This is a genomic window from Metapseudomonas otitidis (assembly GCF_011397855.1).
Lineage (GTDB): Bacteria > Pseudomonadota > Gammaproteobacteria > Pseudomonadales > Pseudomonadaceae > Metapseudomonas > Metapseudomonas otitidis.
On record NZ_AP022642.1, the window covers coordinates 3,272,282 to 3,297,679 of the forward strand.

General features: G+C 68.2%; 24 protein-coding genes. 9 read left to right on the plus strand and 15 right to left on the minus strand.

The genetic code is table 11. The features are described 5' to 3' along the window. Positions 1 to 48: 48 nt before the first annotated feature. The 7 genes from PotMrB4_RS14980 (at position 49) to PotMrB4_RS28405 (ending at position 4,905) form a co-directional block, all read left to right on the plus strand. Complete coding sequence (locus PotMrB4_RS14980; protein WP_074971790.1) at positions 49 to 582, plus strand: chemotaxis protein CheW; 534 nt, start codon at positions 49 to 51, stop codon at positions 580 to 582. 13 nt (positions 583 to 595) lie between these two features. After that, positions 596 to 1,405, plus strand: coding sequence for a CheR family methyltransferase (locus PotMrB4_RS14985; RefSeq protein WP_142008907.1), 810 nt, complete (start codon positions 596 to 598; stop codon positions 1,403 to 1,405). Further along, positions 1,398 to 1,907: a chemotaxis protein CheD gene (locus PotMrB4_RS14990; protein ID WP_172433771.1), complete on the plus strand. Its 510-nt coding sequence runs from the start codon at positions 1,398 to 1,400 to the stop codon at positions 1,905 to 1,907. The genes PotMrB4_RS14985 and PotMrB4_RS14990 overlap by 8 nt, the downstream gene beginning before the upstream one ends. Beyond that, a complete protein-coding gene (locus PotMrB4_RS14995) occupies positions 1,904 to 2,983 on the plus strand; it encodes a protein-glutamate methylesterase/protein-glutamine glutaminase (RefSeq protein ID WP_172433772.1) in 1,080 nt (359 codons plus the stop codon). Before PotMrB4_RS14990 ends, PotMrB4_RS14995 begins: the two co-directional genes overlap by 4 nt. A 130-nt stretch (positions 2,984 to 3,113) precedes the next feature. After that, the gene (locus PotMrB4_RS28400; protein WP_044404820.1) at positions 3,114 to 4,433 is read left to right on the plus strand and encodes a methyl-accepting chemotaxis protein; all 1,320 of its coding nucleotides are present in this window, start codon (positions 3,114 to 3,116) and stop codon (positions 4,431 to 4,433) included. Between the two features lie 44 nt (positions 4,434 to 4,477). After that, positions 4,478 to 4,774, plus strand: coding sequence for a PAS domain-containing protein (locus PotMrB4_RS15005; RefSeq protein WP_172433773.1), 297 nt, complete (start codon positions 4,478 to 4,480; stop codon positions 4,772 to 4,774). After that, positions 4,771 to 4,905, plus strand: coding sequence for a hypothetical protein (locus PotMrB4_RS28405; protein ID WP_269473685.1), 135 nt, complete (start codon positions 4,771 to 4,773; stop codon positions 4,903 to 4,905). Before PotMrB4_RS15005 ends, PotMrB4_RS28405 begins: the two co-directional genes overlap by 4 nt. Positions 4,906 to 4,909: 4 nt before the next feature. Here PotMrB4_RS28405 and PotMrB4_RS15010 read toward each other — a convergent pair whose 3' ends face one another. The 3 genes from PotMrB4_RS15010 to PotMrB4_RS15020 are packed head-to-tail and all read right to left on the minus strand — an operon-like array spanning position 4,910 to position 7,107. After that, positions 4,910 to 5,857, minus strand: a complete 948-nt coding sequence (locus PotMrB4_RS15010) for a FecR family protein (RefSeq protein WP_232060708.1) — start codon at positions 5,855 to 5,857, stop codon at positions 4,910 to 4,912. A 45-nt stretch (positions 5,858 to 5,902) separates the two neighbouring features. After that, a complete protein-coding gene (locus tag PotMrB4_RS15015; RefSeq protein WP_172433774.1) occupies positions 5,903 to 6,448 on the minus strand; it encodes an RNA polymerase sigma factor in 546 nt (181 codons plus the stop codon). Further along, a complete protein-coding gene (locus PotMrB4_RS15020) occupies positions 6,445 to 7,107 on the minus strand; it encodes a TonB-dependent outer membrane receptor (RefSeq protein WP_232060709.1) in 663 nt (220 codons plus the stop codon). The genes PotMrB4_RS15015 and PotMrB4_RS15020 overlap by 4 nt, the downstream gene beginning before the upstream one ends. 182 nt (positions 7,108 to 7,289) lie before the next feature. Here PotMrB4_RS15020 and PotMrB4_RS15025 point away from each other — a divergent pair, with 182 nt between their 5' ends. Beyond that, complete coding sequence (locus PotMrB4_RS15025) at positions 7,290 to 7,592, plus strand: hypothetical protein (protein ID WP_107329774.1); 303 nt, start codon at positions 7,290 to 7,292, stop codon at positions 7,590 to 7,592. Between the two features lie 185 nt (positions 7,593 to 7,777). Here PotMrB4_RS15025 and PotMrB4_RS15030 read toward each other — a convergent pair whose 3' ends face one another. From PotMrB4_RS15030 to PotMrB4_RS15060, 7 genes are all read right to left on the minus strand, one after another. Then, positions 7,778 to 9,205, minus strand: a complete 1,428-nt coding sequence (locus PotMrB4_RS15030) for an outer membrane protein transport protein (RefSeq protein WP_172433775.1) — start codon at positions 9,203 to 9,205, stop codon at positions 7,778 to 7,780. Between the two features lie 191 nt (positions 9,206 to 9,396). Next, complete coding sequence (praB, locus tag PotMrB4_RS15035) at positions 9,397 to 9,876, minus strand: alkane oxidation protein activator PraB (RefSeq protein WP_172433776.1); 480 nt, start codon at positions 9,874 to 9,876, stop codon at positions 9,397 to 9,399. A 1,065-nt stretch (positions 9,877 to 10,941) separates the two neighbouring features. Then, complete coding sequence (locus PotMrB4_RS15040) at positions 10,942 to 12,201, minus strand: efflux RND transporter periplasmic adaptor subunit (protein WP_172433777.1); 1,260 nt, start codon at positions 12,199 to 12,201, stop codon at positions 10,942 to 10,944. Continuing rightward, positions 12,191 to 13,672, minus strand: a complete 1,482-nt coding sequence (locus tag PotMrB4_RS15045; RefSeq protein ID WP_172433778.1) for a TolC family protein — start codon at positions 13,670 to 13,672, stop codon at positions 12,191 to 12,193. Before PotMrB4_RS15045 ends, PotMrB4_RS15040 begins: the two co-directional genes overlap by 11 nt. Beyond that, the gene (locus tag PotMrB4_RS15050) at positions 13,665 to 14,876 is read right to left on the minus strand and encodes an ABC transporter permease (RefSeq protein WP_172433779.1); all 1,212 of its coding nucleotides are present in this window, start codon (positions 14,874 to 14,876) and stop codon (positions 13,665 to 13,667) included. Before PotMrB4_RS15050 ends, PotMrB4_RS15045 begins: the two co-directional genes overlap by 8 nt. Continuing rightward, complete coding sequence (locus tag PotMrB4_RS15055; RefSeq protein ID WP_172433780.1) at positions 14,873 to 15,574, minus strand: ABC transporter ATP-binding protein; 702 nt, start codon at positions 15,572 to 15,574, stop codon at positions 14,873 to 14,875. The genes PotMrB4_RS15050 and PotMrB4_RS15055 overlap by 4 nt, the downstream gene beginning before the upstream one ends. Before the next feature lie 207 nt (positions 15,575 to 15,781). Further along, a complete protein-coding gene (locus PotMrB4_RS15060; RefSeq protein WP_172433781.1) occupies positions 15,782 to 17,005 on the minus strand; it encodes a hypothetical protein in 1,224 nt (407 codons plus the stop codon). A gap of 223 nt (positions 17,006 to 17,228) precedes the next feature. Here PotMrB4_RS15060 and PotMrB4_RS15065 point away from each other — a divergent pair, with 223 nt between their 5' ends. Then, on the plus strand, positions 17,229 to 17,453 hold the full coding sequence (locus PotMrB4_RS15065; RefSeq protein WP_044407480.1) for a YdcH family protein: 225 nt from the start codon (positions 17,229 to 17,231) through the stop codon (positions 17,451 to 17,453). A 97-nt stretch (positions 17,454 to 17,550) separates the two neighbouring features. Here the strand turns inward: PotMrB4_RS15065 and tagQ are convergent, their stop codons facing one another. From tagQ to PotMrB4_RS15090, 5 genes are all read right to left on the minus strand, one after another. Further along, positions 17,551 to 18,546 (minus strand): type VI secretion system-associated lipoprotein TagQ, encoded by a 996-nt coding sequence (gene tagQ, locus PotMrB4_RS15070; RefSeq protein WP_232060710.1) that lies wholly within the window; start codon positions 18,544 to 18,546, stop codon positions 17,551 to 17,553. Between the two features lie 116 nt (positions 18,547 to 18,662). Beyond that, positions 18,663 to 20,360, minus strand: coding sequence for a formylglycine-generating enzyme family protein (locus PotMrB4_RS15075; RefSeq protein WP_172433782.1), 1,698 nt, complete (start codon positions 20,358 to 20,360; stop codon positions 18,663 to 18,665). After that, on the minus strand, positions 20,353 to 21,552 hold the full coding sequence (locus tag PotMrB4_RS15080) for an ABC transporter permease (protein WP_172433783.1): 1,200 nt from the start codon (positions 21,550 to 21,552) through the stop codon (positions 20,353 to 20,355). Before PotMrB4_RS15080 ends, PotMrB4_RS15075 begins: the two co-directional genes overlap by 8 nt. Continuing rightward, on the minus strand, positions 21,552 to 22,268 hold the full coding sequence (locus PotMrB4_RS15085) for an ABC transporter ATP-binding protein (RefSeq protein WP_074971458.1): 717 nt from the start codon (positions 22,266 to 22,268) through the stop codon (positions 21,552 to 21,554). The genes PotMrB4_RS15080 and PotMrB4_RS15085 overlap by 1 nt, the downstream gene beginning before the upstream one ends. Then, positions 22,268 to 25,393 carry a serine/threonine-protein kinase gene (locus PotMrB4_RS15090; protein WP_172433784.1) on the minus strand — a complete coding sequence of 1,042 codons (3,126 nt, stop codon included), beginning with the start codon at positions 25,391 to 25,393 and terminating at the stop codon, positions 22,268 to 22,270. The genes PotMrB4_RS15085 and PotMrB4_RS15090 overlap by 1 nt, the downstream gene beginning before the upstream one ends. Between the last annotated feature and the right edge of the window lie 5 nt (positions 25,394 to 25,398).

Genomic DNA, 25,398 nt, shown 5'->3' on the forward strand with positions numbered 1-25,398 from the left:
TCTCGATACCGTGACCGGGGCACCCACCGGTGCCCCCAGGAGCGAAGCATGTCCAGCTTCTTCAGCCGCCCCGGCGACGCTACCCAGCCGGATGCGCCCCAGCAGTACCTGACCTTCACCCTGGCCGACGAAGTGTTCGCCGTCGGCACCCGCAGCGTCCGCGAGATCATCGAGTACGGCCACCTGACCCCGGTGCCGATGATGCCGTCCTGCGTGCTGGGGGTGATCAACCTGCGCGGTGGGGTCGTCCCGATCATGGACCTGCGCCAGCGCTTCGGCGCCGGTCAGACCGTCATCGGCCGCCGCAGCTGCATCGTCATCCTGGAAGTGGAGCGTGATGAGCTGCGCCAGGTGATGGGCATCGTCGTCGAAGCGGTTAACGCCGTGATCGAGATCGCCGCCCAGGACATTGAGCCGGCCCCCCGCTTCGGTGCCCGCATCCGCACCGATTTCATCCACGGCATGGCCAAGCTCGACGGCCACCTGGTGGTGCTGTTGAACATCGGCCAGGCGCTGTCCCTGGATGATCTGCAACGCCTGGCCGACGTCGGCAACGCCAGTGACCTGCAACAGTCGGCCTGAACAGGAGCCCGCCATGACCGATCTCAGCCTCTCCAACCGCGAGTTCCAGCAGTTCCGCGGAATGATCCACGAGATCGCCGGCATCGCCATGTCGGAGGCCAAGCGCCAGCTCATCGCCGGCCGGCTGAACAAGCGCCTGCGCCATTTCGGCCTGGGCAGCTACGGCGACTACTACCAGTTGCTGATGAAGGACAAGGAGGAGCTGCAGATCGCCGTCGACCTCCTCACCACCAACGAGACCTACTTCTTCCGCGAGCCCAAGCACTTCGAGTTCCTGCGCGAGAAGCTGGGCACCGAGCTGCGCAGCGGCAGCGGCCCGCTGCGCATCTGGAGCGCTGCCTGCTCCAGCGGCGAGGAGCCCTACACCCTGGCCCTGCTGCTGGCCGATGCCGTTGCAAGCCGCCCCTGGGAGATCCTCGCCTCGGACATCAGCACGCGCATCCTCGACAAGGCCCGGGCCGGGCTCTACCCGCTGGAGGACGCCGAAGGCATCCCCGGCAACCTGCGCCAGCGCTTCTGCCTGCGGGGCACCGGCAGCAACGAGGGGCTGTTCACCCTGGACCCGGCCCTCAAGCGCCGTGTGCAGTTCCGCCAGATCAACCTCAACAACACGCTGCCGGACGTGGGCGTGTTCGACGTGATTTTCCTGCGCAACGTGATGATCTACTTCGACGCCGACACCAAGCGCCAGGTGGTGCAACGGCTGTGCGCGCGCCTGCGACCGGGGGGCTATTTCCTGGTCAGCCATTCGGAAAGCCTCAACGGCATCAGCGAAGAGCTGCAATCCGTACGCCCTTCGATCTACCGGAGGCCCCATGCGTAAGCCCAAGGGCGTCATCGAGGTGTTCCTGCAGCCGGGCGAGTTGTACTTCGGCGACCGCTACACCCGCCTGCGCACGCTGCTGGGCTCCTGCGTCTCCATCGTGCTCTGGCACCGCGAGGCGCTCCTGGGAGGCATGTGCCACTACATGCTGCCGGCCTGCCGCCACCCCGGGGTGGAACCGGACGGGCGCTACGCCGATGCCGCCCTGCACCAGCTGCTGCAGGAGATCCGCAACAGCGGCACCCGCGCCACGGACTACCGCATCAGCCTGTTCGGCGGCGGCAACATGCTCGGCGCCCGCGAGCGCCGGCACATCGGCCAGCAGAACATCGAGGCCGGCCTGGCCCTGCTGGCCGCCCATGGCCTCACCTGCCACGCCCACCATGTGGGCGGCGAGGGCTACCGCAACCTGATCTTCGACGTGTGGAGCGGCAACATCGCGCTCCGCCACCCCAATCCGCAACAACTTGCCAGTCGGCGCTACGAGGCCTGCTCGCCATGAACAAGATCAAGGTGATGATCGTCGACGACTCCGCAGTCGTGAGACAGGTACTGACCGGCAGCCTGTCCGGCCACAGTGGCATCGAGGTGATCGGCGCAGCCGCCGACCCGCTCTTCGCCCTGGAGCGGATGAACCGCAACTGGCCGGATGTGATCGTGCTGGACGTGGAGATGCCGCGCATGGACGGCATCTCCTTCCTGAAGAAGCTGATGGCCGAGCACCCCACACCGGTGGTGATCTGCTCGACCCTGACCGAGAAAGGCGCGGCCACCACCATGGAGGCCCTGGCCGCCGGTGCCGTGGCCATCGTCACCAAGCCCCAGGGCAACCTGCGCCAGTTCCTCGTCGAAGCCACCGAAGAACTGGTGAGCGCCATCAAGGCCGCATCGCAGGCCCGCCTCAAGCGCATGCCCGGCAGCGCATCGACCCCTGCGCCCGCCCTGGCGCCCAAGCTCACCGCCGACGCCATCCTGCCGGCCGGCGGCCCGGCCGCCATGACCCGCACCACCGAACGCATCGTCGCCCTGGGCACCTCCACCGGCGGCACCCAGGCCCTGGAGCAGGTGCTCACCGCCCTGCCCCGGGTCTGCCCGGGTATCGTCATCGTCCAGCACATGCCGGAGAAGTTCACCGCGGCCTTCGCCGCGAGACTGGATGCCCTGTGCCAGATCGAGGTGCGTGAGGCGCGCCATGGCGACCGGGTGATTCCCGGCCGTGCGCTGATCGCTCCCGGTGGCCGCCACATGCTGCTCAAGCGCAACGGTGCGCAATACGTGGTGGACATCGTCGACGGCCCGCCGGTGTCCCGGCACAAGCCTTCGGTGGACGTGCTGTTCCGCTCTGCCGCCCGCGCGGCGGGGGCCAACGCCACCGGCATCATCATGACCGGCATGGGCGACGACGGTGCCCGCGGGCTGCGGGAAATGTACGAGGCCGGGGCCTACACCCTCGGGCAGGACGAAGCCACCTGCGTGGTCTACGGCATGCCCAAGGAAGCCCGCAAGCTGGACGCGGTGCACCGGGAAATCCCCCTGGAGCAGATCCCGGCCTACATCCTGAGGGGCGACCGCCCCTGAGTTCGCGGCCCATCGACACGTCGTCGGCGACTTCCCCACTCTGTCGCCGGTGCCGGTGGGCCCTTTTGAATCCGGGCGTGCGTTTAGAACCCGCACACCCGACGCCACCTTGGAGCGAAGCGAGATGATCCTGTTCAGTGCAGCCATCAAGAACGAACTTGCCCAGTGCCAGGATGACCTGGCTGAAGCCACCGCCCTGCGCGAGGCGCTGGACCGCTCCCAGGCCATCATCGAGTTCCTGCCCGACGGCACCATCGTCAAGGCCAACGACAACTTCCTGCGCACCATGGGCTACCGCCTGGACGAGATCGTCGGCCGGCACCACCGCATGTTCTGCGAGCCGGAACTGGCTAACAGCGTCGAATACCGGCGCTTCTGGGAGCGGTTGGCCCAGGGCGAGTTCATCCGCGAACGCTTCCTGCGGCTGGACAAGCAAGGGCGCGATGTGTGGCTGGAGGCCACCTACAACCCGGTGCGCGACGCCACAGGGCGGGTCACCAAGGTGATCAAGCTGGCCACCGACATCAGCGCCAACCTCCTGCATGAACACGAGGAGGACGCGATCATCAACGCCATCAACCGCTCCATGGCGGTCATCGAGTTCAACCCGGCTGGCGAGGTGGTCGCCGCCAACGAAAACTTCCTCGCCGTTACCGGCTACCGCAAACAGGAGGTGGTCGGCCAGCACCATCGGATTTTCTGCTCCCATGAAGAGTCCGGCAGTCCGGCCTACCAGCAGTTCTGGCAGCGGTTGAACCGGGGGGAGTACGTCAGCGGTCGCTTCGAGCGGCGCAATCGCCACGGTGGAGTCATCTGGCTGGAGGCCAGCTACAACCCGGTCTTCGACACCCGGGGCAAGCTGTACAAGATCGTCAAGTTCGCCTCCGACATCACCGCCGAGGTGCTGGAGCAGCAAGCCGAATCAGAAGCTGCCCATGTGGCGTACGACACCGCGCGACAGACCGATGCCGAGGCCCAGGGCGGTGCGGAGGTGGTGAACCGCACCGTGGCGCTGGTCCAGGGCATCGCCGGCGAACTGAACCATGCCGCCGAACGCATCGGCGCGGTGAGCCAGCAGTCGGACGTGATCAACAGCATCGTGCAGTCCATCCGTGGCATCGCCGACCAGACCAACCTGCTGGCCCTCAATGCCGCCATCGAAGCAGCGCGCGCCGGCGAACAGGGCCGGGGCTTTGCGGTGGTGGCCGACGAGGTGCGCAACCTCGCAGCCCGCACCGCACGGGCCACCGAGGAGATCGTCGAAGTGGTCAAGCGCAACCATGAGCTGGCCCAGGAAGCCGTCAGCAGCATGCGCGAGAGCTGCGACAAGGTGGACCAGGGCGTGCAACTGGCCCACGAAGCAGGCCGAGCCATCCAGAGCATCCAGGACGGCGCCCAGCGGGTGGTCGACACCATCCAGCGCTTCACAAGCACCCTGCAGGCCCGTTGAACCGGGCCCAGGCGCCCTGCAAGCACACCCGAGGGGAGAACGACGTGGACGACCCGAACAAACCAGCCACCCCACCGGATGCCCAGTTGGCAGACGCCCTGCGCCTGCAACTGCCGTTGCTCTACACCCAGGCCAACGGCCTGATCGCTTCTGCCAACCCACCCCTGCTGGAGTTGCTGGGCTATGGGCCGGACGAGGTGCTCGGTCGCCACTGCAGCCTGCTGCTGGCCTCACCCGAGGAGATGGCCGGCAGTGCATGCCTACTGGGAGACCTCGCACGAAAAAAGTCGGCTACGTCCAGGTGCGCAAGGCCGATGGCGACTGCATCTGGATGGACGTGACCTGCCTGTCACTGCGCCACCAACCGGAGGCCACAGCCGCTGCCGTCGCCATCCTTCGTGAGGCCGACCAGCGGATCAGCCAGCAGAAGCAACTGGACGGGCACATCAAGGCACTGCTCACGCCACGCTGAAGCGCTAGCCGACCAGCAACACCCCACCCGGCAGCTCGGCCACCCGGGCGCCGTAGGCATCGCGGATCAACCCCGCCACCTGGGCCAACTGATCGAGGCGGAAGCGGGCCTGCACCCGGCGCTGGCCGAGCTGGGCATTGAGCAGCAGGATCATCCCGGGTCGGTAGCGGTTGATCTCGTTGATCACCTCGGCCAGCGGGGTGTCGTCGAACACCAGCATCTGCCGTCGCCAGGCGGTGACCTGCTCCGCGTCGAAGGGCTGCGGCTCGCCCCGCTGCTGCGGGTCATAACGCAGCTGGCGCCCCGCCGGGAGCACCAGGGCATGGCCCTGCAGCACCAGTGAGAGGTTGCCTGCCAGGCAGGTGACGCACACCTGCCCTTCCCGCGCGCGCAGGTTGAAGCGCGCGCCCTGGGCGTCCACCGTGCCGCCGGCAGCGAGGATCCGCACCGGCACGCGGGCCAGCACGTCCACTTCGCCTTCGAGCACCTCCAGGTTTACCCGTCCGGCACCCGTCGCCTGCCGCTTGATGCGGGTGTCGGTGTTCAGCTCCAGCACCAGCCCCTCGCCCGCTTCGATGCGGCGCTGCTCACCCACGGCGGTGCTGTAGTCACCCCGGTCGTGCAAGGCAGGCCGCAGCATGACCAGCGCCACCGAGGCCGCGATGGCGCCCCCGAGGAAAGCGCGTCGACCAATGCGACGGGATGGCAGCGGAATCACCGGCGCGGCTGGCGAGGCCAGGCGCTCGGCCGCCGGCCCCAGGGCCTGCCACAGGCCATGGACCTGGCGGAACGCAGCTGCATGAGCGGTGCTGCGCGCGCACCACTGGCGAAAGGCCTCGGCATCGCGCCCGGTGGCTTCGCCCGAGGTGAGGCGCAGCAACCAGGCATGGGCTTCGTCCCGCAGGGGGTGGCGGCCGTCGGGGTCGGTCAGGGGCTGGAGGTCGTCGTTCAAGCGCGGGGACTCGGGTTGGGTAATCGATTCGGCGCGTGCCTGCTTCTAGGACTGTTTTCCGGCGCCGGGACCGAACCGCTGCACCACTTTTCTTTCCAGCCGGCCGGCGCAATGCGCCAGGGCGGCCTTCAGCTCCTTCTCGACCGTACGGGTGGAGATGTTGAAGCGCCGGGCCAGCTCCTGGTGCGGGATCTCTTCCATGCGCGAGGCCACCAGGATCTGCCGGCGGCGCGGGCTGAGTTCGGCCAGCGCCTCGACCAGGGCGAGGATTTCCACCTGGCCGCCGACGATCGCTGCCGGGTCGCGGGGCTCTTCGACGCTTTCCAGCAGCACCTGCACCTCGGCACCGGTCAGCAATCGCGCGTCCTGGGCGCGGCGGTCGGCCGCCACGTTGAGCGCCATACGGTAGAGGTAGGCGTCGGGGCGTTGCAGGTCCTCGGGCTCGTCCATGCGCCCGACCCGCAGGTAGGTCTCGTGGAGCACGTCGCCAGCCAGGTCGTCGGACCCCAGGCGGCGACGCAGGCGCACCCGGAACTGCTCGTACGAGGCCAGGAAGACCCGCAGCAGCCGGCCGGGGGCCTTGTCGTTCATGTTCCCGCCGCGTTCATCCACGTTTCGCACTCCATGCCGGCGGCCGACTCCGGCACCACCAGCACCGTGATCGGCTGCGGCAGCGACGAGGGCGGCGCCCTGTCTGTCCTCATGTCCCTCAGGCGCTCCACCAGCGCCGCATCCCGCATCAAGTCACCGGTGCTGGCCAGCAGGCGGCTGTGCTCGACCCGCCCGCCCCGTCCGATCCACAGCTGCAGCGCAGCGCGGTAGTGGCCGGGCCGGGTCAGCGGCTCGGTGCACAGCGCCCGGCCCAGGGCCGCCTGCAGCACCCGGGCGAAGCTGCCGACGCCGCGCGGGGCCTGGGCCGTGCGTGACGCAGCCGTCGACGCCAGGCGGGCCGGTGCCAGGGTGAACCCCTCGTTCCCGGCGTGCAGTGCCATCAGCCCGGTGCCGGCCAGCAGCCGCTCCAATCCCTGGCGAAGGCCATAGCGGCCCCTCAGCGGCGCCGAACGACGCCCCCGTGTCAGCTCCCGGTCCACCAGCACGGCCAGGCCGGTGGCGGTGCCGTAGCGATCCAGCGCCGCCGCCAACGGCTGGGCCGGGATGTCGAAGTCCACCTGGCGCTCCGGCGCCTCGGCCCGGCACAGGGTGCTGGCCACCAGCATCCAGCACGCCGCCAGCAGGCAAAACCCGGCCATGACCCGGTTAGACATAGGGTGAACGACCCACGCTGAACATCCGGGCACTGTCGTCCCGATTAGCGGGTCATGCTGACGGCCGTTCATGTCATTTGTGTGATGGAACCTGCAAGAAAACCATCGCTGGCGCGGCTCGGGGATTTGCGTAGAGTCGCTGCCATACCCCTTTCCCGGAGGTTCACATGCGTACCCTGTTCTGCACCCTGGCCCTGCTGGTCGCCGTCCCGGCCCTGGCCGACGACGCCCCGCGCAACGGCGGCTGCGTGGACGTGGAAGTCAACGGCTACAAGGCGCTGTCCTACGAATGCCTGACCGAAAGGTTGGCCAACCCCGAGGGCGAAGAAGCCGCCCGGCGCAATGCCGCGATGCAGCGCTCACCCCTGGAGCGCAGCGCGCCCGGCCAGATGGGCCTGGCCACGCCAGCGGCGACGTCGGTGCGCATGGGCAATCAGTTCGGCCAGTCGGTGCACCCGCAGCGTCCCTGAAGGCGAGGGTCCGTCCCCGCCGGGTTTCGGCTGCAGCACGGGAAGCCCGGAACGTAAAAAAAGGCAGGCCCACCCGTGGTGAGGACACGGGTGATCGGCCTGCCCAAACGTCCACTTACTGTTCCGGATCGGCCCGATGCCCCGGGAACCGGGCCGTGAGGGGTATGACGCGGGGGGACCGCGACTTAGAACAGGTAGGTGGCCGAAACGCTGAAGACCTGGCCCTTGGCGTCGACCTTGCCGTCCATGCGGCCGCCACCGAGGCGCGGCTGGTTGACGGTGCGCAGGCGGCCCTCGTCGACGAACTGGCGGGAGTACGCCATGTCCACGCTGAGGTTCGGGTCGAAGCCGAAGCGGTAGCTGCCGCCGAGGGACACGAAGGTCCGGTCGCCATCCGGGATGCGCGCATCGCGGGTGGAGTTGCGGGTCGGCGTCTGGTCCAGCGCCACGCCCGCCCGCAGGGTCAACTGGTCGTTGAAGCGGTAGTCACCGCCCAGCGAGTACATCCAGGTGTCCTTGTAGTTGTAGGGAATGTCGACGATCAGGTTGCCGTGGGACTTGAGCTTGAGGGACTCGAAGGACGACCACTGGGTCCAGGTGACGCTGGCACCCAGGCTGAAGCTGTCGTTGAAGTCGTGCACCCAGTCGAAGACCGCCATGGCGGGGATGTCCATGCGGGACTCGGCGTGGTCGCCGGCGCTTTTCAGGTCCAGTCCAGGGTAGATAAGGCCGATGACGCCACTGTCGATCAAGGAAGGAGAATCGAATCCTCCCAAGCCTGGAGCATCGTTGAAGTGCCAGTTGTATTTACCGTCTAACTCGTTCTTGATTCGGGCGTGGTACGCAAGACCAAGGGTGTCATGCACTGTTGGTTTCCAGGCAACACTGGCGAACCAGCCAGGCGAGACGTTATCGACCTTGACACGCATCTGCGCCTTGGTCAGCCCGGCCTGACTACCCGCAGCAGCGTATAGGTCGATGTTTTGGCTGACGAAACCTTGGGTACGCTGGACCACCACCCCACCGCCGATGGCCCACTGATCATCAATCTTGAAAGAGAGCGAGCCTGCCAATGCGGCAGTCTCGATCTTGGTATCCATGGCAAAGTCCTTGCCCTTGAAATTCTTGTCCCAGGTGCTGCGCATGCCCATAGGGGCCACTTGGCTCAGGCCGAAGGCAAAGCGGTCACCCAGAGGAATCACCAGGAACTGAGTGGGTAGCCATTTGCTGAAGCCTCCATTGCCGCCATCACCCAGTTCTTGGGTGGTACCTGCCACGGGGTCAGTGATATCGACACGAGGCTGATTCTGGTTGTCATAGGCTTGCCCTTTGTACTTCAGGTCAATGTCGGCGTAGATCGCCGACACTTGCCCAACTGGACGATCAATAAAGGCCATGGCCGCCGGGTTGTTGTAGGCAGCGGCAGGATCGTTGTGCCACAGGGAGCCACCGGCGAAGGCACGGCCCCAACCGGGAGTGCCGTAGGTGGGCACGGCGAAGGCACCGGCCTCGGCCTGCTGGACGCCGAGCAGGGCACCGACCACGGCGAGGCTGAGCAGCGAGCGGCGCAGGACGGGGGCGTTACGTTGGGATGACGGGACAAACGGCTTCATGACAACTCCTGGGTTCTTATTGTTGTGCGCTGGTGCATCCGATGGCGGACTTCCGAGTCATTCGACGTACAACCGCTCATCGGCCGGCGTTCGTTCGGAGCAGTCGCCTCGGGGCGTACGGGGTACGCGCAGTTCTTATGGGGTCGGATCGCTGGAAACGGCCCTTCCCACAAGGGGAAGGGCCGGTGCCATCAGGGCAGGACGGTGAAGGCCGGGTTCGGGCTTACCGACAGGCTCTGGATGGTGCAGCTGCCGACCGGCTGGTTCGGGGTCAGGGTCAGGGTGTTGGCGGAGTTGCTCCAGGCCCCGCTCACGGTCACCGGCGAGGAGCTGCAGTTGATCCCAGCCACGGTGAACTTGACGCCGCTGACGGTGCCGGTGGTGGTGCTGGTGGCAGTCAGGGTCCAGGGCAGGCCCGACGCACTAGCAGCGCCGCAGAAACCACCGCCGGTGATGTTCACGCTGTTGATGGTGGCGGTGTTGTTGTTGTTGGTCGTACCGATGAATTCCACGTTGCAGGTGACCGGGCTGAAGAAGCCCGGTTTCACCACCGAAACACCCTTGGCAGAGAAGGCGGTGTTGGTCGGGGTGATGGTCACCGCCATGGCGGAGGAAGCGCCCATGCAGAGGGCCAGGGCAGCGGTAGCAACGGAGATTTTGGACATTTTCATTGTTTTTCGTTCCTTGGTTGATAAGCAAAGCATGGTTGTTTTGGTCACCTGGGAATGAACCACTCAGACCTTCCTGTTGATCCCATGACCGCTTTTCAAACCTGGTGCGAACCCTTCCGTGGTCGACCCGCAGCTGCTGGCTGGGTATTCGGGTCCATAACGGTGGCACACTGCCCGCTCCAGGCTCCACAGGCCCGTCGGTGAATGCGAAGGTCGGCTCTCGAGAATGCAGCGATCCCTGGCTGCGCTTGTCGTCCTTCACACGCCCCGGCGAGGCGCTGACCGTGCCGCCCGAAATCGAGCGGCCCATCGTTCACTGCTGTCGATTGATCCGGGCCCCGAGGCCCTGGACAGGGTGCTGCCGATACCGCCTCGCAGGCGGTGCGAGCACGACGAAGCCGGCAGTTGTCCAGGCTTCATCGCGAAAGAGCCGGGCGGCAGATTCCCGGCGGGTGATAGGTGCGTGGCCCAAGTGGGCGAAGACGTGGAGCATCCGTTGCCACCTCCCTGCTGCGTTCCAATGCGTAGCGATCGTGGTTACCGATTCGCCAGGGTTCGTTGCTGTTGGCGTCTTTCCGTAGGCGTTGCACCCCAACTCGTGTGGGGCTTTTGCCAGGCCGTTGCGCCGGAACTGAGATTAGGTTGGTGAACTGCGATTCATACCTAGCAAAAGATGGGTCCCCCTCGACCTAGAGCGCCCCAGCGAAGCGGTGCGGGCGGGAACTTCCTACACACTTTCTCCCGAGCACGCGCTGACCGCCCCGTCAGGTCTGGGCTGGGGGCGTGTTTCCATTGGGGACACCGCACCAGAATGGCGCACGAACGGGTGGTTGGAAGATGGGCCCTGACGGTGGATCTGCAATGCGTCGAGAGGGAATTGGCAGCGAGACGGGCGGGAACAGGAAGGTAAAAGTGGGCTTATGCCGCCTTTATTGGGCGATCTTTCTCGTCTGCTGAGCTGCAGGGGGGTGCGATACAGGCCGCGGTTTGAGCCGAACGTTGGAGGGGCGGCGCGATGTCCCGGGCTGAAGCCCGGGCTACGGGGCAGCTACGGACAGCTGTGGCTCAGCCGTCCAGAGCCACCTGGCCGGGTTGCAGGTCGAAGACTTCGATGCCGCCGCGGGTGGCCCGCCCAGGGCGCACCTGCAGGCGCTGCACGGCAGCCTCGGGGGTGGCACGGTAGTCCACCCACCAGCGCCCGTCCTCGTTGCGCAGGGCACGGGGCGGCAGCACCAGGGCCGACGGGTTGCTGTAGACCTGGATCGACAAGCGCGCACTCATGCCCAGGCGCACGCGTGCCAGTTGGTCCTCGTCGAGATCGGCGACGGCCACCACCACCTCGAACTGGGCCCCGCCCTGCCCGTTTCCCGCCAGCGCCTGCCCACCGACCACGCTGACCGTGCCCTGTAGCGCCTCGCCCTCGAAGCCGTCGCCCTCCACCCGCACCGGCAAGCCTTCCCGCAGCTGGTTCACGTCCAGCTCCGAGACCCGCGCGACGATGCGCAGCCGCTCGATGCCGGCCACACCGAACAGCGGCGCCCCCTGGGTCACCGTGGCACCGGCCTGGACCGGACCTCGGGTGGCGTCCTCGGGGGTGCCGCTGCCCGGCGGCGCGACCAGGATGCCGGCGAAGGGTGCGCGTACTTCCCGGGCTTCCAGCAAGGCCTGCAGGGCCCCGTGGCGCGCTTCGGCGTTGGTCAGCTCCATCCGGGCGATCTGCAGGTACTCACCGCTGCCCCGGTTGCGCGAGCGGGCCAGGTCGCGCTCGGCGGCCTCACGGTCGAGGCGCTGGAGGCGGGCCTGCTGTTCCAGGTCTTCCAGCTCGTTGCGCGGGATGATGCCGCGTTCATAGAGGGCGCGGGTCTGGGCCAGCTTCTTCTCGCTGCTGGCCAGGGCCAGTTCGGCACTGCGCAGGGTGCGCCGGGCGCGGGTCATCTCCTCGCCGCTGTCCCAGTCCTCCAGCTCCTGCAGGGTGCGCCGGGCACGCAGCAGGCTGGCCAGGGCCTCGCGCTGCTGCACCTCGGTCTCGCCGGTGTCCATGCGCAGCAGCAACTGGCCGCTCTTCACCCGCTGTCCGAGCGCCACGGGCAGCTCGGCCACCCGCCCGGCGAAGGGCGCAGTCAGCACCCGGGTACGCTCGGCCTCGATGCGCCCCACCAGGCCCACGCTCTGCTCCAGCGGCTCGAGCTGCACCGTTACCCATTGGCGCCCTGCCGGCTCCCGCGCCGGGGCGTCACGCAGGCCCCAGGCCAGGCCGGCCACCAGCAGCAGCGGCAGGATCAGGAACAGCCCACGGCGGATGAGGGCGCGACGGTCAGTAGTCATTGAGCGAAATGTCCCATCGGTCGAGTGTGAGGCCCAGGGTCAGGTCCAGGCGCGTCTGCGCCTCCAGGTAGGCCAGCATCGCGCTGAGGCGGGCGTTTTCCGCATTGCGCAGGTCGTTCTCGAAACTGAGCACCTGGAAGTTGCTGGACCGCCCGGCCGCCAGCTTCTCCCGCTCGATCTCCAGCTTGCGCTGGGACAGGGCCAGGGCGCGGTTGGCGATCTCCAGCTGGCGCCAGCGGGTGCCCACGTCGCGCACCACATCGGTGACGTTGCGCTCCAGCAGTTGCCGCGCATCGGCCACCTGCAGGGCCTGGTCCTCGACGTTGACCCGCGCCTGCACCTCCGCCTGGCGCCGCGACAGGTCGCCGATGGGGATGTCCACACGGATGCCGGCGTAGCTGTCCCAGGAGCGGTCGGAGCCGCTGGCGGTGGGGTAGCTGTAGCGATCCTGGCGCTGGCTGCCCCCCACCTCCAGTGACACGTCCCACAAGCGTTGGTTCTCGGCGATCACCAGATTGAGGTCGGCCTGCTCCCGGGCGATCAGCTGGCGCAGGTAATCCGGCTGCTGCTGCTCGGCCAGGCGCAGGGCCTGTTCGCGGTTCACCTCCATGGGCTCGGCCCCCAGCTCGTCGCTGGCGCGGACGCGCGAGGACAGGTCCAGGGCCAGCAGGCGCAACAGCTCCAGGCGTGAGGTGTCCACCTGGTTGGCGGCCTCCTCCACGCCCAGCTCCTGGGTCGCCAGGTCGGCTTCGGTCTGCACGATCTCGAATTCGGCCATGCGCCCGGCCTCGATCATCGAACGGTTGACCTTGACCAGCTCGCGGGTGCGCTCCAGTGCGGCACGGGCGATGCGCAGCTGCTCCTGGGCCCGCAGCAGGTTGCGGTAGGCGCTGATGATGGCGGTGATGGTCTGCGAGACGCTGGACTTCAGCGCCAGTCGATTGGCCTGCTCGCCGAGCTGGGCGATGCGCACCGGCGCCCGGTTCACCTCGCGCCCGGCGTTGCGCAGCAGCGGCTGGATGAGCGTCAGGTCGACGCCATCGTTGCGCCGCCGCCCAGCCACGTCAGCCTCGTTGTAGCCATGGCTCCAGCTCAGGGCGACCTGGGTTCCGAACTCACCGAGCATGGTGGCAGTGGGACCGATGCGCCCATCGCGGTAGCGGTCCTGGTGGTTACGGTTGGCCCGGTAGGTGCCGTTGATGTAGAGCTTGGGCGAGAAGGCATCCTCCGCTACCCGCAAATCGAACTTCTGCGCGATACGCCGCAGGTAGCTGCTCTGGATGCTGCGGTTGTTGCGCAGGCCCAGGGCCACGGCATCCAGCAGGCTGAGGTCGGCCTCCTGCTCGCTCAGCAGTACGCCGCGGCTCTCCCCCGCCATGCTCGGTGCGGAGGGCGAGAGCCGCTCGCTCCATGGCGCTCCCAGGGCAGGCAACGCCATGGCCAGGAGCGACGCCAGCAGGGCCTTACGCATCGCGCAAGGCCTCGACCGGCTGCAGACGCGAAGCGGACACCGCCGGATAGAGGCCGAAGAACAGCCCCACCAGCAGCGTGCTGCCCATCCCCAACGGGAGCGCCGAGGCCGCCAGGCTGAAGGCCCAGCCGGATAGCCAGGCGTAACCCCAGGCGGCGGCGATGCCCAGCAGCGCACCGGAGAGTGCACCGGCAGCGGTCAGCGTCACCGCTTCCAGCAGGAACAGGTTGCGGATGTCCCGCTGCCGCGCGCCCAGGGCCATGCGTACGCCGATCTCCCGGCGGCGTTCGCTGACGTTCATCAGCATCACGTTCATCACCCCCACCCCGCCGCCGGCCAGGGAGATCGCCCCCAGCCCGCCCAGCAGGTAGGTGAAGGTGCGGGTCTGCTGCTGCATGGCCTCGATCATCTGCTCGGCCACCTGCAGCGCGCCTTTCTCCTCCCCGGCGATGCGGTCGTTGACCCAGGCCGCTACCCGCTCGCCCACTGGCGCCACGGCCTGGCCGGGCGCAACCCGGGCCAGCAGCGCGCCGAGGCGCGGGTCGGCATTCACCCGGGCCATCCCGCTTTCGGTGAGGAACAGCGAATCGTTGCTGGTGAAGGGGATGATCCCGCCCTCCCCCTGGGCCCGCAGCCGGCCGATCACCTGGAACTGGTAGTGGCCGATGCGCAGCCAGTCGCCGACCCGCAGCGGGTCATCCGGCTCCCCCAGTACCTGGGCGGCGCGGCTGCCGACCACCACGAAGGCCTCGCGCCGGTCGAAGGCGGACAGGGTGCGCCCTTCCGCCAGGCGCAGCCCGGCGGTATCCGCCAGCGCATCGCCGGCCCCCACCAGCGCCAGGTTGGCGCTGCGCCCGTGGAACACCACCGGCGCGCTGTAGAGCACCACCGGGCTGGCGGTGGCGACCTCGGGCACGGCCTGGCGCAAGGCCTCCACGTCGAGGCGCAGCGGCAGCCCGTCCTGCCCCCGCGCACCGGAGGGCAGTTGCACCACCACCGTCTCGGTGCCCATCTCCTTGAACACGCTCATGGCCTGGTCGGCCGCGTTGCTGCCGATGTTGAGCAGCGCGATCACCGAGCAGCTGCCCATGACGATGCCCAGCAGCGCCAGCAGCGAACGCCGCCCCAGGTTGCGCAGGCTGCCGATGGCCTCGTGCAGCAACTGGCCCAGTGAGGGCGAGGCGAACCCGGTGTGGGCGCTCATGCCGGCAACGCCTCGCTGACGCAGCCCTGCACCACCCGCACCTGGCGGTCCAGGCGCTCGGCGATGCCGGGGTCGTGGGTGACGATCACCAGGGTCACGCCCTGGTCGCGGTTGAGCGCGAGCAACAGCGCCATGATGTCCTCGGCGGTGGCCGTATCCAGGTTGCCGGTGGGCTCGTCGGCCAGGATCAGCGAGGGCTCGCCCACCAGCGCCCGGGCGATGGCCACCCGCTGCCGCTGGCCGCCGGACAGGTCGGCCGGGCGATGGGCCGAGCGCTGGGCCAGGCCGACCTGCTCCAGCACCGCCCGCGCCCGCTCGCGGGACTCGCCCAGGGGCACGCCGCGGTAGCCCAGGGGCAACGCCACGTTGTCCAGCGCGCTCAGGCGCGGCAGCAGGTTGAAACTCTGGAAGACGAAGCCGATCAGGCGATTGCGCAGGGCCGCCAGCTGATCCGGCGTGGCCCGCAGCACGTCCTGCCCGGCCAGGTGGTAGTCGCCGGCGCTGGGCCGATCGAGCAGGCCGAGGACGTTGAGCAGGGTGCTCTTGCCCGACCCGGAGCTGCCGAGGATGGCGCAGCTCTCACCACGCGCCACCTCAAGGGAGACACCGCGCAGGATGCTCAGCTCCTGGCCGGCGTGGTGGTAACGCTTGTCGATGTCCCGCAGGCGGATGAGCCGCTCGTTATTGTTGTGCAACATGTCCATGTTTCCGCCGTTCCGTACTGTGCGCCGCGCCCGCAGGACGTGGGCGAAACCGCTCTAAAACCGGCATCCGCGCCGGCCCAGGCAGTGCCCGGCGCAGCGCTCAGTAAGAGCAAAAATCCCTCTCAGGTAAAGCCAATCTTTAGTTTGGGGACCCCGTCGCTGCCTGGGCTGCGACGGGTGGAACCTGGCTGGAATGGTAGGTCAGCTCAGCTCGTCCAGCAGCTCGGCGCGGCTCGGTTCGGGGAAGCCCAGGGTGCGGTAACGCGGTGGGTAGTAGCCGGGCACGGGCTCCAGGTACTCGCCCAGCAGCTCCAGGGCCTGGTCCCAGGCGACCATGCGGGTCTGGGCGTTGCCGGTGTCGCCTTCGGGGCGGACCAGCATGAGGCGCTCGGTGACCGGGAGCAGCGTGTCGACGCCACGGGTCCAGGTGCTGAGGGAGAACAGCTGCTCCGGGTCCTGCTGGCTGGCGAACAGCAGGTAGCTGGCGACGAAGATGTCCACGGCGTTGTCTTCGTTGATCAGGTCCAGTGACTGCTTCTGGGCGTCGTACTCGCTCTTGGTGTAGAGCTTGCGTAGCCGCTCCAGGCTGGCCTGGAGCAATGGGTTGTGCACGCTGTAGGGCACTACCTTGGCGTTTTCATAGCAGTACAGGCCTGCCGAGAGGATGCGGCCCTTCTCCATCGCCTCCAGGCTGAGCGCCACCAGGCTGGCCAGGCCATGCCCGTCGCGGTCGCCGGTGACCAGCAGCACGTCGCGGGTGGGGATCATGAACACCGGGCGCCCCTTGAGCGGCAGCCGCTCGAGCACGTCGGGCAGGAGGATGCGGCTGGTGTCGTAACCGTCGCCCCAGGCGCCCTGGAAGACCCCTGGTGCCGGCTGGATGAAGCTGTCTGCGGTGGTGTCGCGCAGGTTGGTGAGGGCGATGGCGATGCCCTCCTCCAGGCGGATGTCCCAGCTGCGGTCCGGCCCTTTCACCAGGGTGGCGGTGGACTCGGGGTGGTCGATGGCCAGCAGCACGGCCGCGTCCATGCCCAGGGGCAGGTAGGCCGGGTGGAAGTCATTGTCGTGGCCGTCGGTGCGCACGTGGTGCAGGCGCACCTCTTCCAGGGTGCCGAGGCTGCGCACCACTGGCAGCAGCAGCGGGCGTGCCTCGTCCAGCGGCATGACCTGGGAACGCTGGTTGTCGCACAACGCGGCGATGTAGCCCTGCAGCGCCTTGCGCCGGCCCGGTCCCCGCGCGTTGCAATATTCGCGGTAGGCGTTGTGCAGGTTGAAGAAGGCGCTCTCGCCGTAGTTGAGGCGGAAGTCGCGGGGGCTGTAGTGCATCTCGCCCTTGAAGCCGGCCTTGCGGGCCGCGGACTCGAACAGCGCGGCGAAGGCATCCGGCGAGGGCTTGCGGTTGAAGAGGAAGTCGAGCAATGCCATGGCTTTACCAAAAGAAATCAGGCGATGGACTCAGGAGGAGCCATTCTCCGTGCGCAACCCTACAGGACCGGCACAGCCGCACCAACCCGAGCAGAACCCACTAAGAGTGACGAATACAGCCTCATTGGAAATGGGCACGTTGACAAGGGTCAGCAAATCCTCGGTGGCGAAGGCATAGCGTGGTAACAGCTGCCCTCAAACGAACCCAGGAGATTCGCCGTCCATGTTTCCCGAATACAGAACGCTGATCACGAAACTCAAACACACCGATGCTCACTTCCAGAAGAAGTTCGACCAGCACAATGCGTTGGATGAGGAGATAACGAAACTGGAAAAACACAACGCCAGTGATTACAGCAACGAAGTAAGAGACCTGAAAAAACAGAAACTCAAACTGAAAGAAGAGCTGTACGAGATTCTCAAGCAGCACTCGCAACAAACACCCTGACACTCACCCCAAACCGCCTATCCCGCTGCCTGCATGCAAACCTCCTGCACGCAGGCAGCGGCCAAAGGGCGGGCCGCCAAAGGCCCGCCACTCACACTCAGGCCTTGGAGCAGCTGGCCGGCGCCCAGTCACCCATGTCGGGGCTGTTGCACACGTCGCTGACCATGGTCGCGCCCTGGCTGGCGACCTTCTGGCTTTCGGCACGCTTGGCCTCGGCCTTCTGCAGGGTGCGCTCGGTGGCCACGGCTTCCTTCGGCACCTTCTTCGCGGCGGCGGTGGTCGCCTTGGTGCTGGCCTTGGTGGTGGACGCCTTGCTGGTGGAAGTTTTGCTGCCGGACGCCTTGGTGCCGGTGGCCTTGCCGCCCTGGCTGGCGACGCTCACCGGGTTCTCGGCGGCGACCACCTGGGTCACGGTCTGACGCTCGACGCCCACGGTCTGCAGGTCACGCTCGTAGGCCTGGGTGTAGGTGTTGATGTTCTCGCCGGCACGGCCGTCCACGGCAGCCATCAGGGCGTTGGTTTCCTGCAGGCCGGCCACGATCTCGGCCATGCGCAGGCGACCTTCGCTGTCGCTGATGCTCTTCGACTTGCGGGCGCTCATCAGGTTGTTGAATTCGCGCTGGTAGCAGCTCTGGGCGGCGCTGGCGTAGCGGATGCTGCGGTCCAGCTCGCCGCTGCTGCTGTCGATGTCGGCGGCGTAGGAGGCGATGCGCGCATTGTCGTCGGCGATCTGCTGCTGGCGCGCGGTGTAGTAACCGGCTGCACCGCCCACCAGTGCGCCACCGGCAGCACCGATCAGGGCGTTGCGACCGGCGTGCTCGTCGCTGGACAGGCCGCCGGCCAGGGCGCCAAGCACGCCGCCGGCGATGGCGCCGGTGGCCACGGACTGGGTCACTGCCTGGTCGGAGGCGCGCAGCTGGCTCACCGGCTGGTAGCACTGCGGGTAGTACTCCGCCTTGGTGGTGGCGGCAACCTTGGAGCTGGGCGAGCCCATGCCGGCACAGCCGGTGAGCAGGACGCTGGTGCAGGTGACGGCGGTGATCAGCGCAGTGCGCACCGAAGAGAAAGCCGGAATGTTGCGTGGAGTAGCCATAGCCATGGTCATTGCTCTCGTTCTATGAGTTGTCCTGGTTCATGCGGACGCACGGTCGTCCGCCTGATCTTCATCCCTGTGCCCTGCCTGGGTACCGGATCGTTGCCGACCGACGCTCAGGGTCCGAGCAGTTCCTTCAGAATCACGTCCTTGTCCGCCTTGCGCTGTTGCCGATATTGGCCGACATGCTTGACGAAAAGCGTGGCCCGGTTCACGAGGCTCTTGCCCAATACCGGGTTTCGGTTGAGTTCCTCCTTGGTTCGCTGGAACTGCGCCTGGATCACCGCGTCGGTATAGCGGGTGCCGGTGGCCAGGTTGTCAATATAGATCGCCAGGGCGCCGTCGAGCGCCGTGCGGCCGTTGGTCATCGCGCTCTCGTAGAGCTTGGCGGCGTTCCCGTCCTTGGCCGCCTGGGCCTGGTCACGGCTCTTCTTCAGGTTGGTCAGGCGGATGTTGTAGTTGTTGATGGTCTCGGCCACCAGGGCGGCAGACTGTATCAGGTTGCCCGCGGCCTCCTCGCGCTGTTTCGCGATCAGCGAGATGTTGCGCTTGAGCTCCTCGTTGACCAGCGCCAGGCGCCCCTGCAGCTCCGGGTCGGTGCTGCTGGCGATCACGCTGTCGAGCAGTCGGGTGGGGTCCTGGTCTTCGCTGATCTCGTCGGTGAGGGACGAGGAGCGGCCTTCGGCCTTCCATTGCTCGAACAGCTCCTTGTAGCGCGAGCGCGGGGCCGAGAGTGCACCGATGGCCACGCGAAAGCCCGTGGTCTCGTTGCGCTGCTCGGTGCCGTCGGCGGCGAACAGGGGGTACTCGCGGCGCATGCCGGTGAACAGCGTCATTTCACCTTCCAGGTAGTTGCCGCCTTTGACCACGAAGCCGCCGTAGGTTCCCTGGCGACGCCCCGCATGCACCAGCTGGAAGGACTCCTGGACCATCTCCGCGGCGTTGCCGATCACATCGAACAGGCCGATCGGGTTGGGCTTCTTCAGGCCCACCGGCAGCAGCCGCGCCGCCTGACCGGTACCGCCGGCCACCTGGTTGAACACCGCCCAGTCAGCCAGCGGGCCGTCCCCCTCGGCACCTTCCTGCTTGCGCGGGAACAGCCGGGCTTCCAGCTCCTGGCGGCTGACGGCATGGGCGCCACGGGCGGCGTATTCCCATTCCACTTCGGTGGGCAGGCGCACGAAGGCGACCCCGCCCTCTTCCGCCTTGGTGCCCCGGCCGCTGACCGGCAGCAGGTCGCGGTGGTTCTTCAGCAGCCAGGCGCTGTAGACGGCGGCGAAGCGCTCGGCGTCGAAGTGCGACAGGTTGACCTTCGGCAACCGCGCCGCCATGCCCGGCTGGGCCGGTTCGCACGCCGGCGGCTCGCCCTGGCCGGCCAGGGACGGCGCCTGGGCCATCACCAGGTCGTACTGGCGCTGGGTCACCTCGTACTTGCCGACGAAATACAGCATGGGCTTGAGCAGCGTGCCCTTCTCCGGCTTGGGCAGGCCGGGGCCGACCTTCGCCTGCCAGGGCTTAGGCAGGTCGTTGAGGGTGAACTGGCCGTTGATGTAGTCGCGCCGGTAGCCGGAGATGAACGACTGCTGGTAGCCCGTCTCGCCTTCGCTGAAGGGGTAGCCGAGGTTCACCTCGCGGTCGTCCAGTGCGCCCTTGGCCAGCACGTAGACGTAGCGGAAGGCCATCTGCCCCTCGCAGGGCAACGGCAGCAGCACGTCGTCGTCCATCGGCTTGGGGTTGTAGAGCGGGTCCGGGTCGGCCTGGGCCACGGCGGCGACCAGGGACAGTGAAAATGCGACTGTCAGCAGCTTAGACATCACGTAGTCCTTCCGAGGCTTCGATGCGGGCCGCGCGCCACCCACCGGTGGCAGCGGCCAGGGCGCTGCAGCCGAGGGTCACCAGCAGCGCCAGCAGGTAATGGGAGAGTTCCAGCCGGCAGGCCTGTTCGCCCTCGGCCGACTGGAACAGCTGGTTCAAGCCACTCTCGGCCGCCAGGTACAGCAGGCCGGCGAGCACCAGGGCGATCAGCCCCGTATAGAGCGCCTGGAGCACCACGAACAGCACCAGGCCGAAGGTCGGGAAGCCCAGCAGGCGCAGCACCGAGAGGTCGCGGCGCTTGCGTTCCACCGCCGCCAGGGTGCTCGCCGCCATGGCGGCGAAGGCGCCGGCCAGGGCGAGCGCGGCGATGACCCAGAACACCAGGGTCAGGTTGCGGCTCAGGGCGCGCACCTGGGCGATGGCCTGGGCCTGGGTGGAAACCTCCAGGCCGCGCTCGGCGAAGTACAGCCGCAGCGGCTCCACCGCATCCAGGTCGCGGGCGTAGAGGCGGAAACCGGGGTAGACCCGCGCCCGCGTGGCGCCGGCCTCGACGCCCGGCCAGCCGAAACGCGGCACGGCCAGGCCGTCGCGGTAGTCCTCCACCGCTTCCAGCAGGTCGAGCCGGGCGAACAGCGCCGGGCGCGGGTAGGCCTCCAGGGGCAGCACCGCCTTGACCCGCAGGCGCGTGCGCTGGAATTCCGGCTGGCCGTTGCTGGCGCGGCCGAAGGCGGCGGTGAGCAGCGCCCCGGCCTGCACCCCGAGGCGCTCGGCGGCGCGCTGGCTGAGCACCACCTCGTCGGCGCCGGGCAATTGCGCGGCATTCACCAGCGGGTCGCCCTCGGCGCTGGGAACCATCTCCACGGTGAGCGGCTGCGCGCTGTCGTCGGCGTAAAGGTCGGCAGTGGCAGCGATCTGCCGGGTGCGGGGCACCACGAAGGCCACGTCGGGCCGGGCCGCCAGCTCGGCGATGCCCGCCAGGCTGAACCGCGCACCGCCCAGGGGGATCACCTCGCGCACGGCCGGGTCACGCTCCAGGCGCTCGGTGAGGGTGCTGACCAGGCCGTGCTTGAGGCCGAACAGCACCAGCAAGGGCGCCACCACGGCCACCAGCGCCAGTACCGCGCACAACGACAGGCGCGCCTCGTCGCGGTAGTCGTCCCAGGCCAGGCCGGCCAGCAGCGCGCCGCGCATCAGCGGGCCTCCGCCAGGGTCGCGGTGACGCCACCATCGGCGCCGCGCTGCAGGCCGATGGGCAGCGGCACCAGCCCGGCGCGTTCGGCCAGGGCGTGGTCGTGGGTGGCCACCACCAGGCACAGCTCGCGGTACTCGGCCTGCTCTACCAACAAGTGCATGACCCGCTCGGCATTGAGCGGGTCCAGCGACGCGGTGGGCTCGTCGGCCAGCAGCAGGCGCGGCTGGTGCGCCAGGGCACGGGCGATGCCAACCCGCTGGCGCTGGCCGACGGAGAGTGCCGCCGGGCGCTTGTGCAGCTGGTCGGCGATCTCCAGCTGCTTGGCCAGGCGCTCGACGCTGCCGTTCTCTGGCAGGCCCAGCAGACGCCGGGGCAAGCCGATGTTGCCGGCCACGTCGAGGTAACCAAGCAGCCCACCGGTCTGCAGCACGTAGCCGATGGCGCGACCGCGCAGGGCCGCCAGGGCGTCCTGCCGGCCGTCACGCCAGAGCGCGGCGAGGTCGTGCTGGCTGCCGGCGTCGTCGAACTCCATCAGCGCGCCCGGGTCCGGCGACAGCACCAGGGCCAGCAGGTCGAGCACAGTGCTCTTGCCGCTGCCGCTGGGGCCGACCAGGGCCAGGCGCTGGCCGCCGCGCAGATCCAGCCGGGGGATCTCCAGGCTGTAGCGCTGGCTGCCCTGCCCGCGCGTCTTGCGCAGGTCGCGGATGCGCAGCATCAGGGCAGCGTCGACAGCGGCACGCGGTAGAGGGCGTCACCGGGGGCGGCGTCGCCGAAGCGCACCCAGTTGGCGGTGTCGTTGTGGAAGGTCTCGTAGAGGCGGATCTTCGATTCCAGCTCGTCGATGAAGTCTTCCTGCTCGGCCACCGACAGCGACAGCCATAGGTCCTGGCTCATGTTCAGCGCCTTGCTGCGGTACGGCAGGCCGTCCAGGTACTCGCCCAGCAGGCCGCTCTCGGCCAGGTTGCCGCCCTGGGTCAGCTTGGCCGGGTCGCGGCTCATGTAGGCGCTGGCGCTGGCGATTTCCTGGAAGAAGTCCTTGGGCGAGCTCTGGGTGCGGCGCGCGGCGTCGACGATCACCTTGAGCGCCTGCTGCAGGTCGTTGAGCTGCAGCTTGGTGAGCAGCGCACAGACCTGGAAGGCCGGCAGCTGCGGGTTGGTCAGGTCGCGGTCGGAGGTCCAGGCGGTGACCAGCTGCGGGGCACGGGCCTGGTTGCGGTGGCCGAGGAAGTCCATGTGCATGGCGTAGCCCACCGCCTCGGTCTTGGCGGCGATGCTGGCGCCGCCGGTGGGGGCCTCCAGCTCGGCGTTGCTGCGCACCTTGTGCACCAGGTCGGCGAAGGTGCTGGCGATCTCGTTGACGCTCTCGCCGAACTTCTTCACGTCGCCGCCGCCCACGGGGATGTACAGGTCGCCGATCTGCGGGTTGGCGTCGGCGGTGAGCACGCGGTACTGCTGCTCGGCGAAGCTGTGGTTCTTCTTGCCGGCGTCGGTCTTCAGGTGCAGGGCGTAGATCTTGATCTGCTTGCGCAGCGCCGCTTCGCGCACCTCGGCCTCGTTCATGTGGGTCTGGCCTAGCGGGTCGCTCTTGCGCAGTGCGCCGGCATCGCTGACCAGCAGGATCAGGCGGCCGCCATAGCCGCTCCAGTCCATGCCGTCGACGGCCTGCATCACGCCGGCGAAGGCGTCCTCGTTGAAGTCATGGCTGGAGACGTTGGTGGCCTTGACCTGCTGGGCCAGCTCCAGGAAGCGCGCCGGGTCGCGGCCCTCCTCCAGGCTGACCAGGGTCTTGGCGGTGTACTGCAGGCCCGGCGTCTTGTCGGTGTTGTTGCGGAACCCGACCATGCCGAAGCTGACGCTGTCCAGCTCGCCCCGCGCGGCGATCTCGCCGTGGAGCTGATGGACCACATCACGCACGCGGTCGATGTAGGGCTGCATGGAAACGGAGGTGTCCACCACCAGCACGATGCCGGTGCGGAAGGCGTCCGACGAGGCCGCTGCGGCGGGCTTGCCGTCCCCCTGCTTGCGCGGGGTGTCGCCCGGGTCGATGGAGGCGACGTTGAGCACCTGCACCGGCTGACCGTTGCTGTCGAAGCTCTCCCGCGCGTCGAAGATCGGCAGCAGGTAGAACTGGTCCTGGGGCACGGCGCTGGCCGGCGGCTCGATGGCCACCAGCTCGGGGTCGGTGGCGTCGCCGAACTGGGCCTGGTGCACCGCGTTGCGGGCCTTGGCCGAGTCCATGAGGAACTGCTCCACCTGGTTGGCATCACGCAGGAACATCACCGGCGAACGGCCCGAGCGCTCGGTGAACTTCAGCACCAGGCTCTGCTTCCAGTCGCTGACCTTGTCCAGGGGCAGCCAGCCGTCGCGGTGGCCATCGCTGGAGGCGCCCACTTCCACCCAGGGAGTGCCGTTCACCACCTGGCGGGCATACACGTAGAACACCGAGAAGGCCGGCACCGCCTCGCCGTCGCCCTGGCCACCGGCCTGGCTGGCGAAGCGTGCGCCGGGCTTGCTCAGCACGCGTTCGAAGAGGGTCTTCTTGCCGGCCATCAGCAGCGGGCGGTCGCCGCCCTGCACGTCGGAGGCCGGGGTGGCCTGGGTCGCTACCGTGGCCGTGGGGGTATCGGGCGTGGACAGGGTGTCGGTGGTCGGCGCCGTGTTGCTGTCATCCCGCACCTGCACCACCGGCGGCGTGCTCTCGCCACCGCGGTTGAGCCACCAGTAGCCACCGCCCCCCAGGGCGGCAACGCCGAGGGCGGCCAGGCCGGCGGCGACGATCAGCGGCGCGCGGCTCTGCCCTTCGGGCTTCTGCGTGGCGACCATCTCGGTGTCCAGTACCGATTCGCGCTTGCGGCCGGCGCCGCTGTCCGCCACCTGCGGTGCGGGCGGCACCTGGGTGGCGGCGTCGGGAATGGAGACGGTGACCGGGGTCAGCCCGGTCATGCCACTGGCGGCCGGCGGGGTCACCGCACTGGCGGAGGTGCCGGGCAGGTCCAGCGGGCGGAACTGGGTCGCTTCGTTGTCGTCGGCCACCGGCGCCACGGGCGCGGCCGGCAGGCGGTCGAGGGCGGCGATCAGCGCGGCGGCGTCGGGGTAGCGGTCGTTCGGGTCCTTGGCCAGCAGCCGGGTGAGGATCTCCTGGTAGCGGCCCTGGGCGATGGGCAGCTCCGGCAGCGGCTGGGTGATGTGCGCCAGGGCGGTGGACAGCGAGTCGGTGCCCACGTAGGGCAACTGCCCGGTGAGGATCTCGTAGAGCACCACGCCCAGGGCGTAGAGGTCGGCGCGGCCGTCGATCTCCTGGCCACGGGCCTGCTCGGGGCTCATGTAGCTGGGGGTGCCGACGGCGAAGCCGGCCTGGGTGAACTGGGTGCGGTCGTCCAGCGCCTTGGCGATACCGAAGTCGGAGAGCACCGCGCCGCCATCGGCGCGAAACAGGATGTTGGCCGGCTTGACGTCACGGTGCACCAGGCCCTGGGCATGGGCGTAGCCCAGCGCCGAGGCGATCTGGCGCAACCACACCAGGCCCTGCTCGGGGCTCAGGCCGGCGGCGATGCGCTCCTTCAGGGTGCCGTTGGGCAGGTACTCCATGGCCATGTAGTACAGGCTGCCGACGTTGCCGATGTCGTAGATGGTCACGGTGTGCGGGTGCGACAGCCGCGCCAGGGTCTTGCCCTCACGCAGGAAGCGCTCGCAGAAGCTGGCGTCGTTGGCCAGCGCAGCGGCCATCACCTTCAGCGCCACCTTGCGTTCCAGCGAGCGCTGGGTCGCCAGGTAGACGACGGCCATCGCGCCATCGCCCAGTTCGCGCTCGATCTCGTACCCCGGAATCTGAATGTCCATGCTGG

Excerpts from the sequence above, each read along its gene's own strand:
- PotMrB4_RS15040 (WP_172433777.1), bottom strand. The coding sequence starts at position 12,201 with ATGACTACTGACCGTCGCGCCCTCATCCGCCGTGGGCTGTTCCTGATC.
- PotMrB4_RS14990 (WP_172433771.1), top strand. The coding sequence starts at position 1,398 with ATGCGTAAGCCCAAGGGCGTCATCGAGGTGTTCCTGCAGCCGGGCGAG.
- PotMrB4_RS15085 (WP_074971458.1), bottom strand. The coding sequence starts at position 22,268 with ATGCTGCGCATCCGCGACCTGCGCAAGACGCGCGGGCAGGGCAGCCAG.
- PotMrB4_RS14980 (WP_074971790.1), top strand. The coding sequence starts at position 49 with ATGTCCAGCTTCTTCAGCCGCCCCGGCGACGCTACCCAGCCGGATGCG.
- PotMrB4_RS15055 (WP_172433780.1), bottom strand. The coding sequence starts at position 15,574 with ATGTTGCACAACAATAACGAGCGGCTCATCCGCCTGCGGGACATCGAC.
- PotMrB4_RS15020 (WP_232060709.1), bottom strand. The coding sequence starts at position 7,107 with ATGGCCGGGTTTTGCCTGCTGGCGGCGTGCTGGATGCTGGTGGCCAGC.
- praB (WP_172433776.1), bottom strand. The coding sequence starts at position 9,876 with ATGAAAATGTCCAAAATCTCCGTTGCTACCGCTGCCCTGGCCCTCTGC.
- PotMrB4_RS15060 (WP_172433781.1), bottom strand. The coding sequence starts at position 17,005 with ATGGCATTGCTCGACTTCCTCTTCAACCGCAAGCCCTCGCCGGATGCC.
- PotMrB4_RS15030 (WP_172433775.1), bottom strand. The coding sequence starts at position 9,205 with ATGAAGCCGTTTGTCCCGTCATCCCAACGTAACGCCCCCGTCCTGCGC.
- PotMrB4_RS15075 (WP_172433782.1), bottom strand. The coding sequence starts at position 20,360 with ATGTCTAAGCTGCTGACAGTCGCATTTTCACTGTCCCTGGTCGCCGCC.
- PotMrB4_RS15090 (WP_172433784.1), bottom strand. The coding sequence starts at position 25,393 with ATGGACATTCAGATTCCGGGGTACGAGATCGAGCGCGAACTGGGCGAT.
- PotMrB4_RS15080 (WP_172433783.1), bottom strand. The coding sequence starts at position 21,552 with ATGCGCGGCGCGCTGCTGGCCGGCCTGGCCTGGGACGACTACCGCGAC.
- PotMrB4_RS15045 (WP_172433778.1), bottom strand. The coding sequence starts at position 13,672 with ATGCGTAAGGCCCTGCTGGCGTCGCTCCTGGCCATGGCGTTGCCTGCC.
- PotMrB4_RS15050 (WP_172433779.1), bottom strand. The coding sequence starts at position 14,876 with ATGAGCGCCCACACCGGGTTCGCCTCGCCCTCACTGGGCCAGTTGCTG.
- PotMrB4_RS15065 (WP_044407480.1), top strand. The coding sequence starts at position 17,229 with ATGTTTCCCGAATACAGAACGCTGATCACGAAACTCAAACACACCGAT.
- PotMrB4_RS14995 (WP_172433772.1), top strand. The coding sequence starts at position 1,904 with ATGAACAAGATCAAGGTGATGATCGTCGACGACTCCGCAGTCGTGAGA.
- PotMrB4_RS14985 (WP_142008907.1), top strand. The coding sequence starts at position 596 with ATGACCGATCTCAGCCTCTCCAACCGCGAGTTCCAGCAGTTCCGCGGA.
- PotMrB4_RS15025 (WP_107329774.1), top strand. The coding sequence starts at position 7,290 with ATGCGTACCCTGTTCTGCACCCTGGCCCTGCTGGTCGCCGTCCCGGCC.
- tagQ (WP_232060710.1), bottom strand. The coding sequence starts at position 18,546 with ATGGCTACTCCACGCAACATTCCGGCTTTCTCTTCGGTGCGCACTGCG.
- PotMrB4_RS15015 (WP_172433774.1), bottom strand. The coding sequence starts at position 6,448 with ATGAACGACAAGGCCCCCGGCCGGCTGCTGCGGGTCTTCCTGGCCTCG.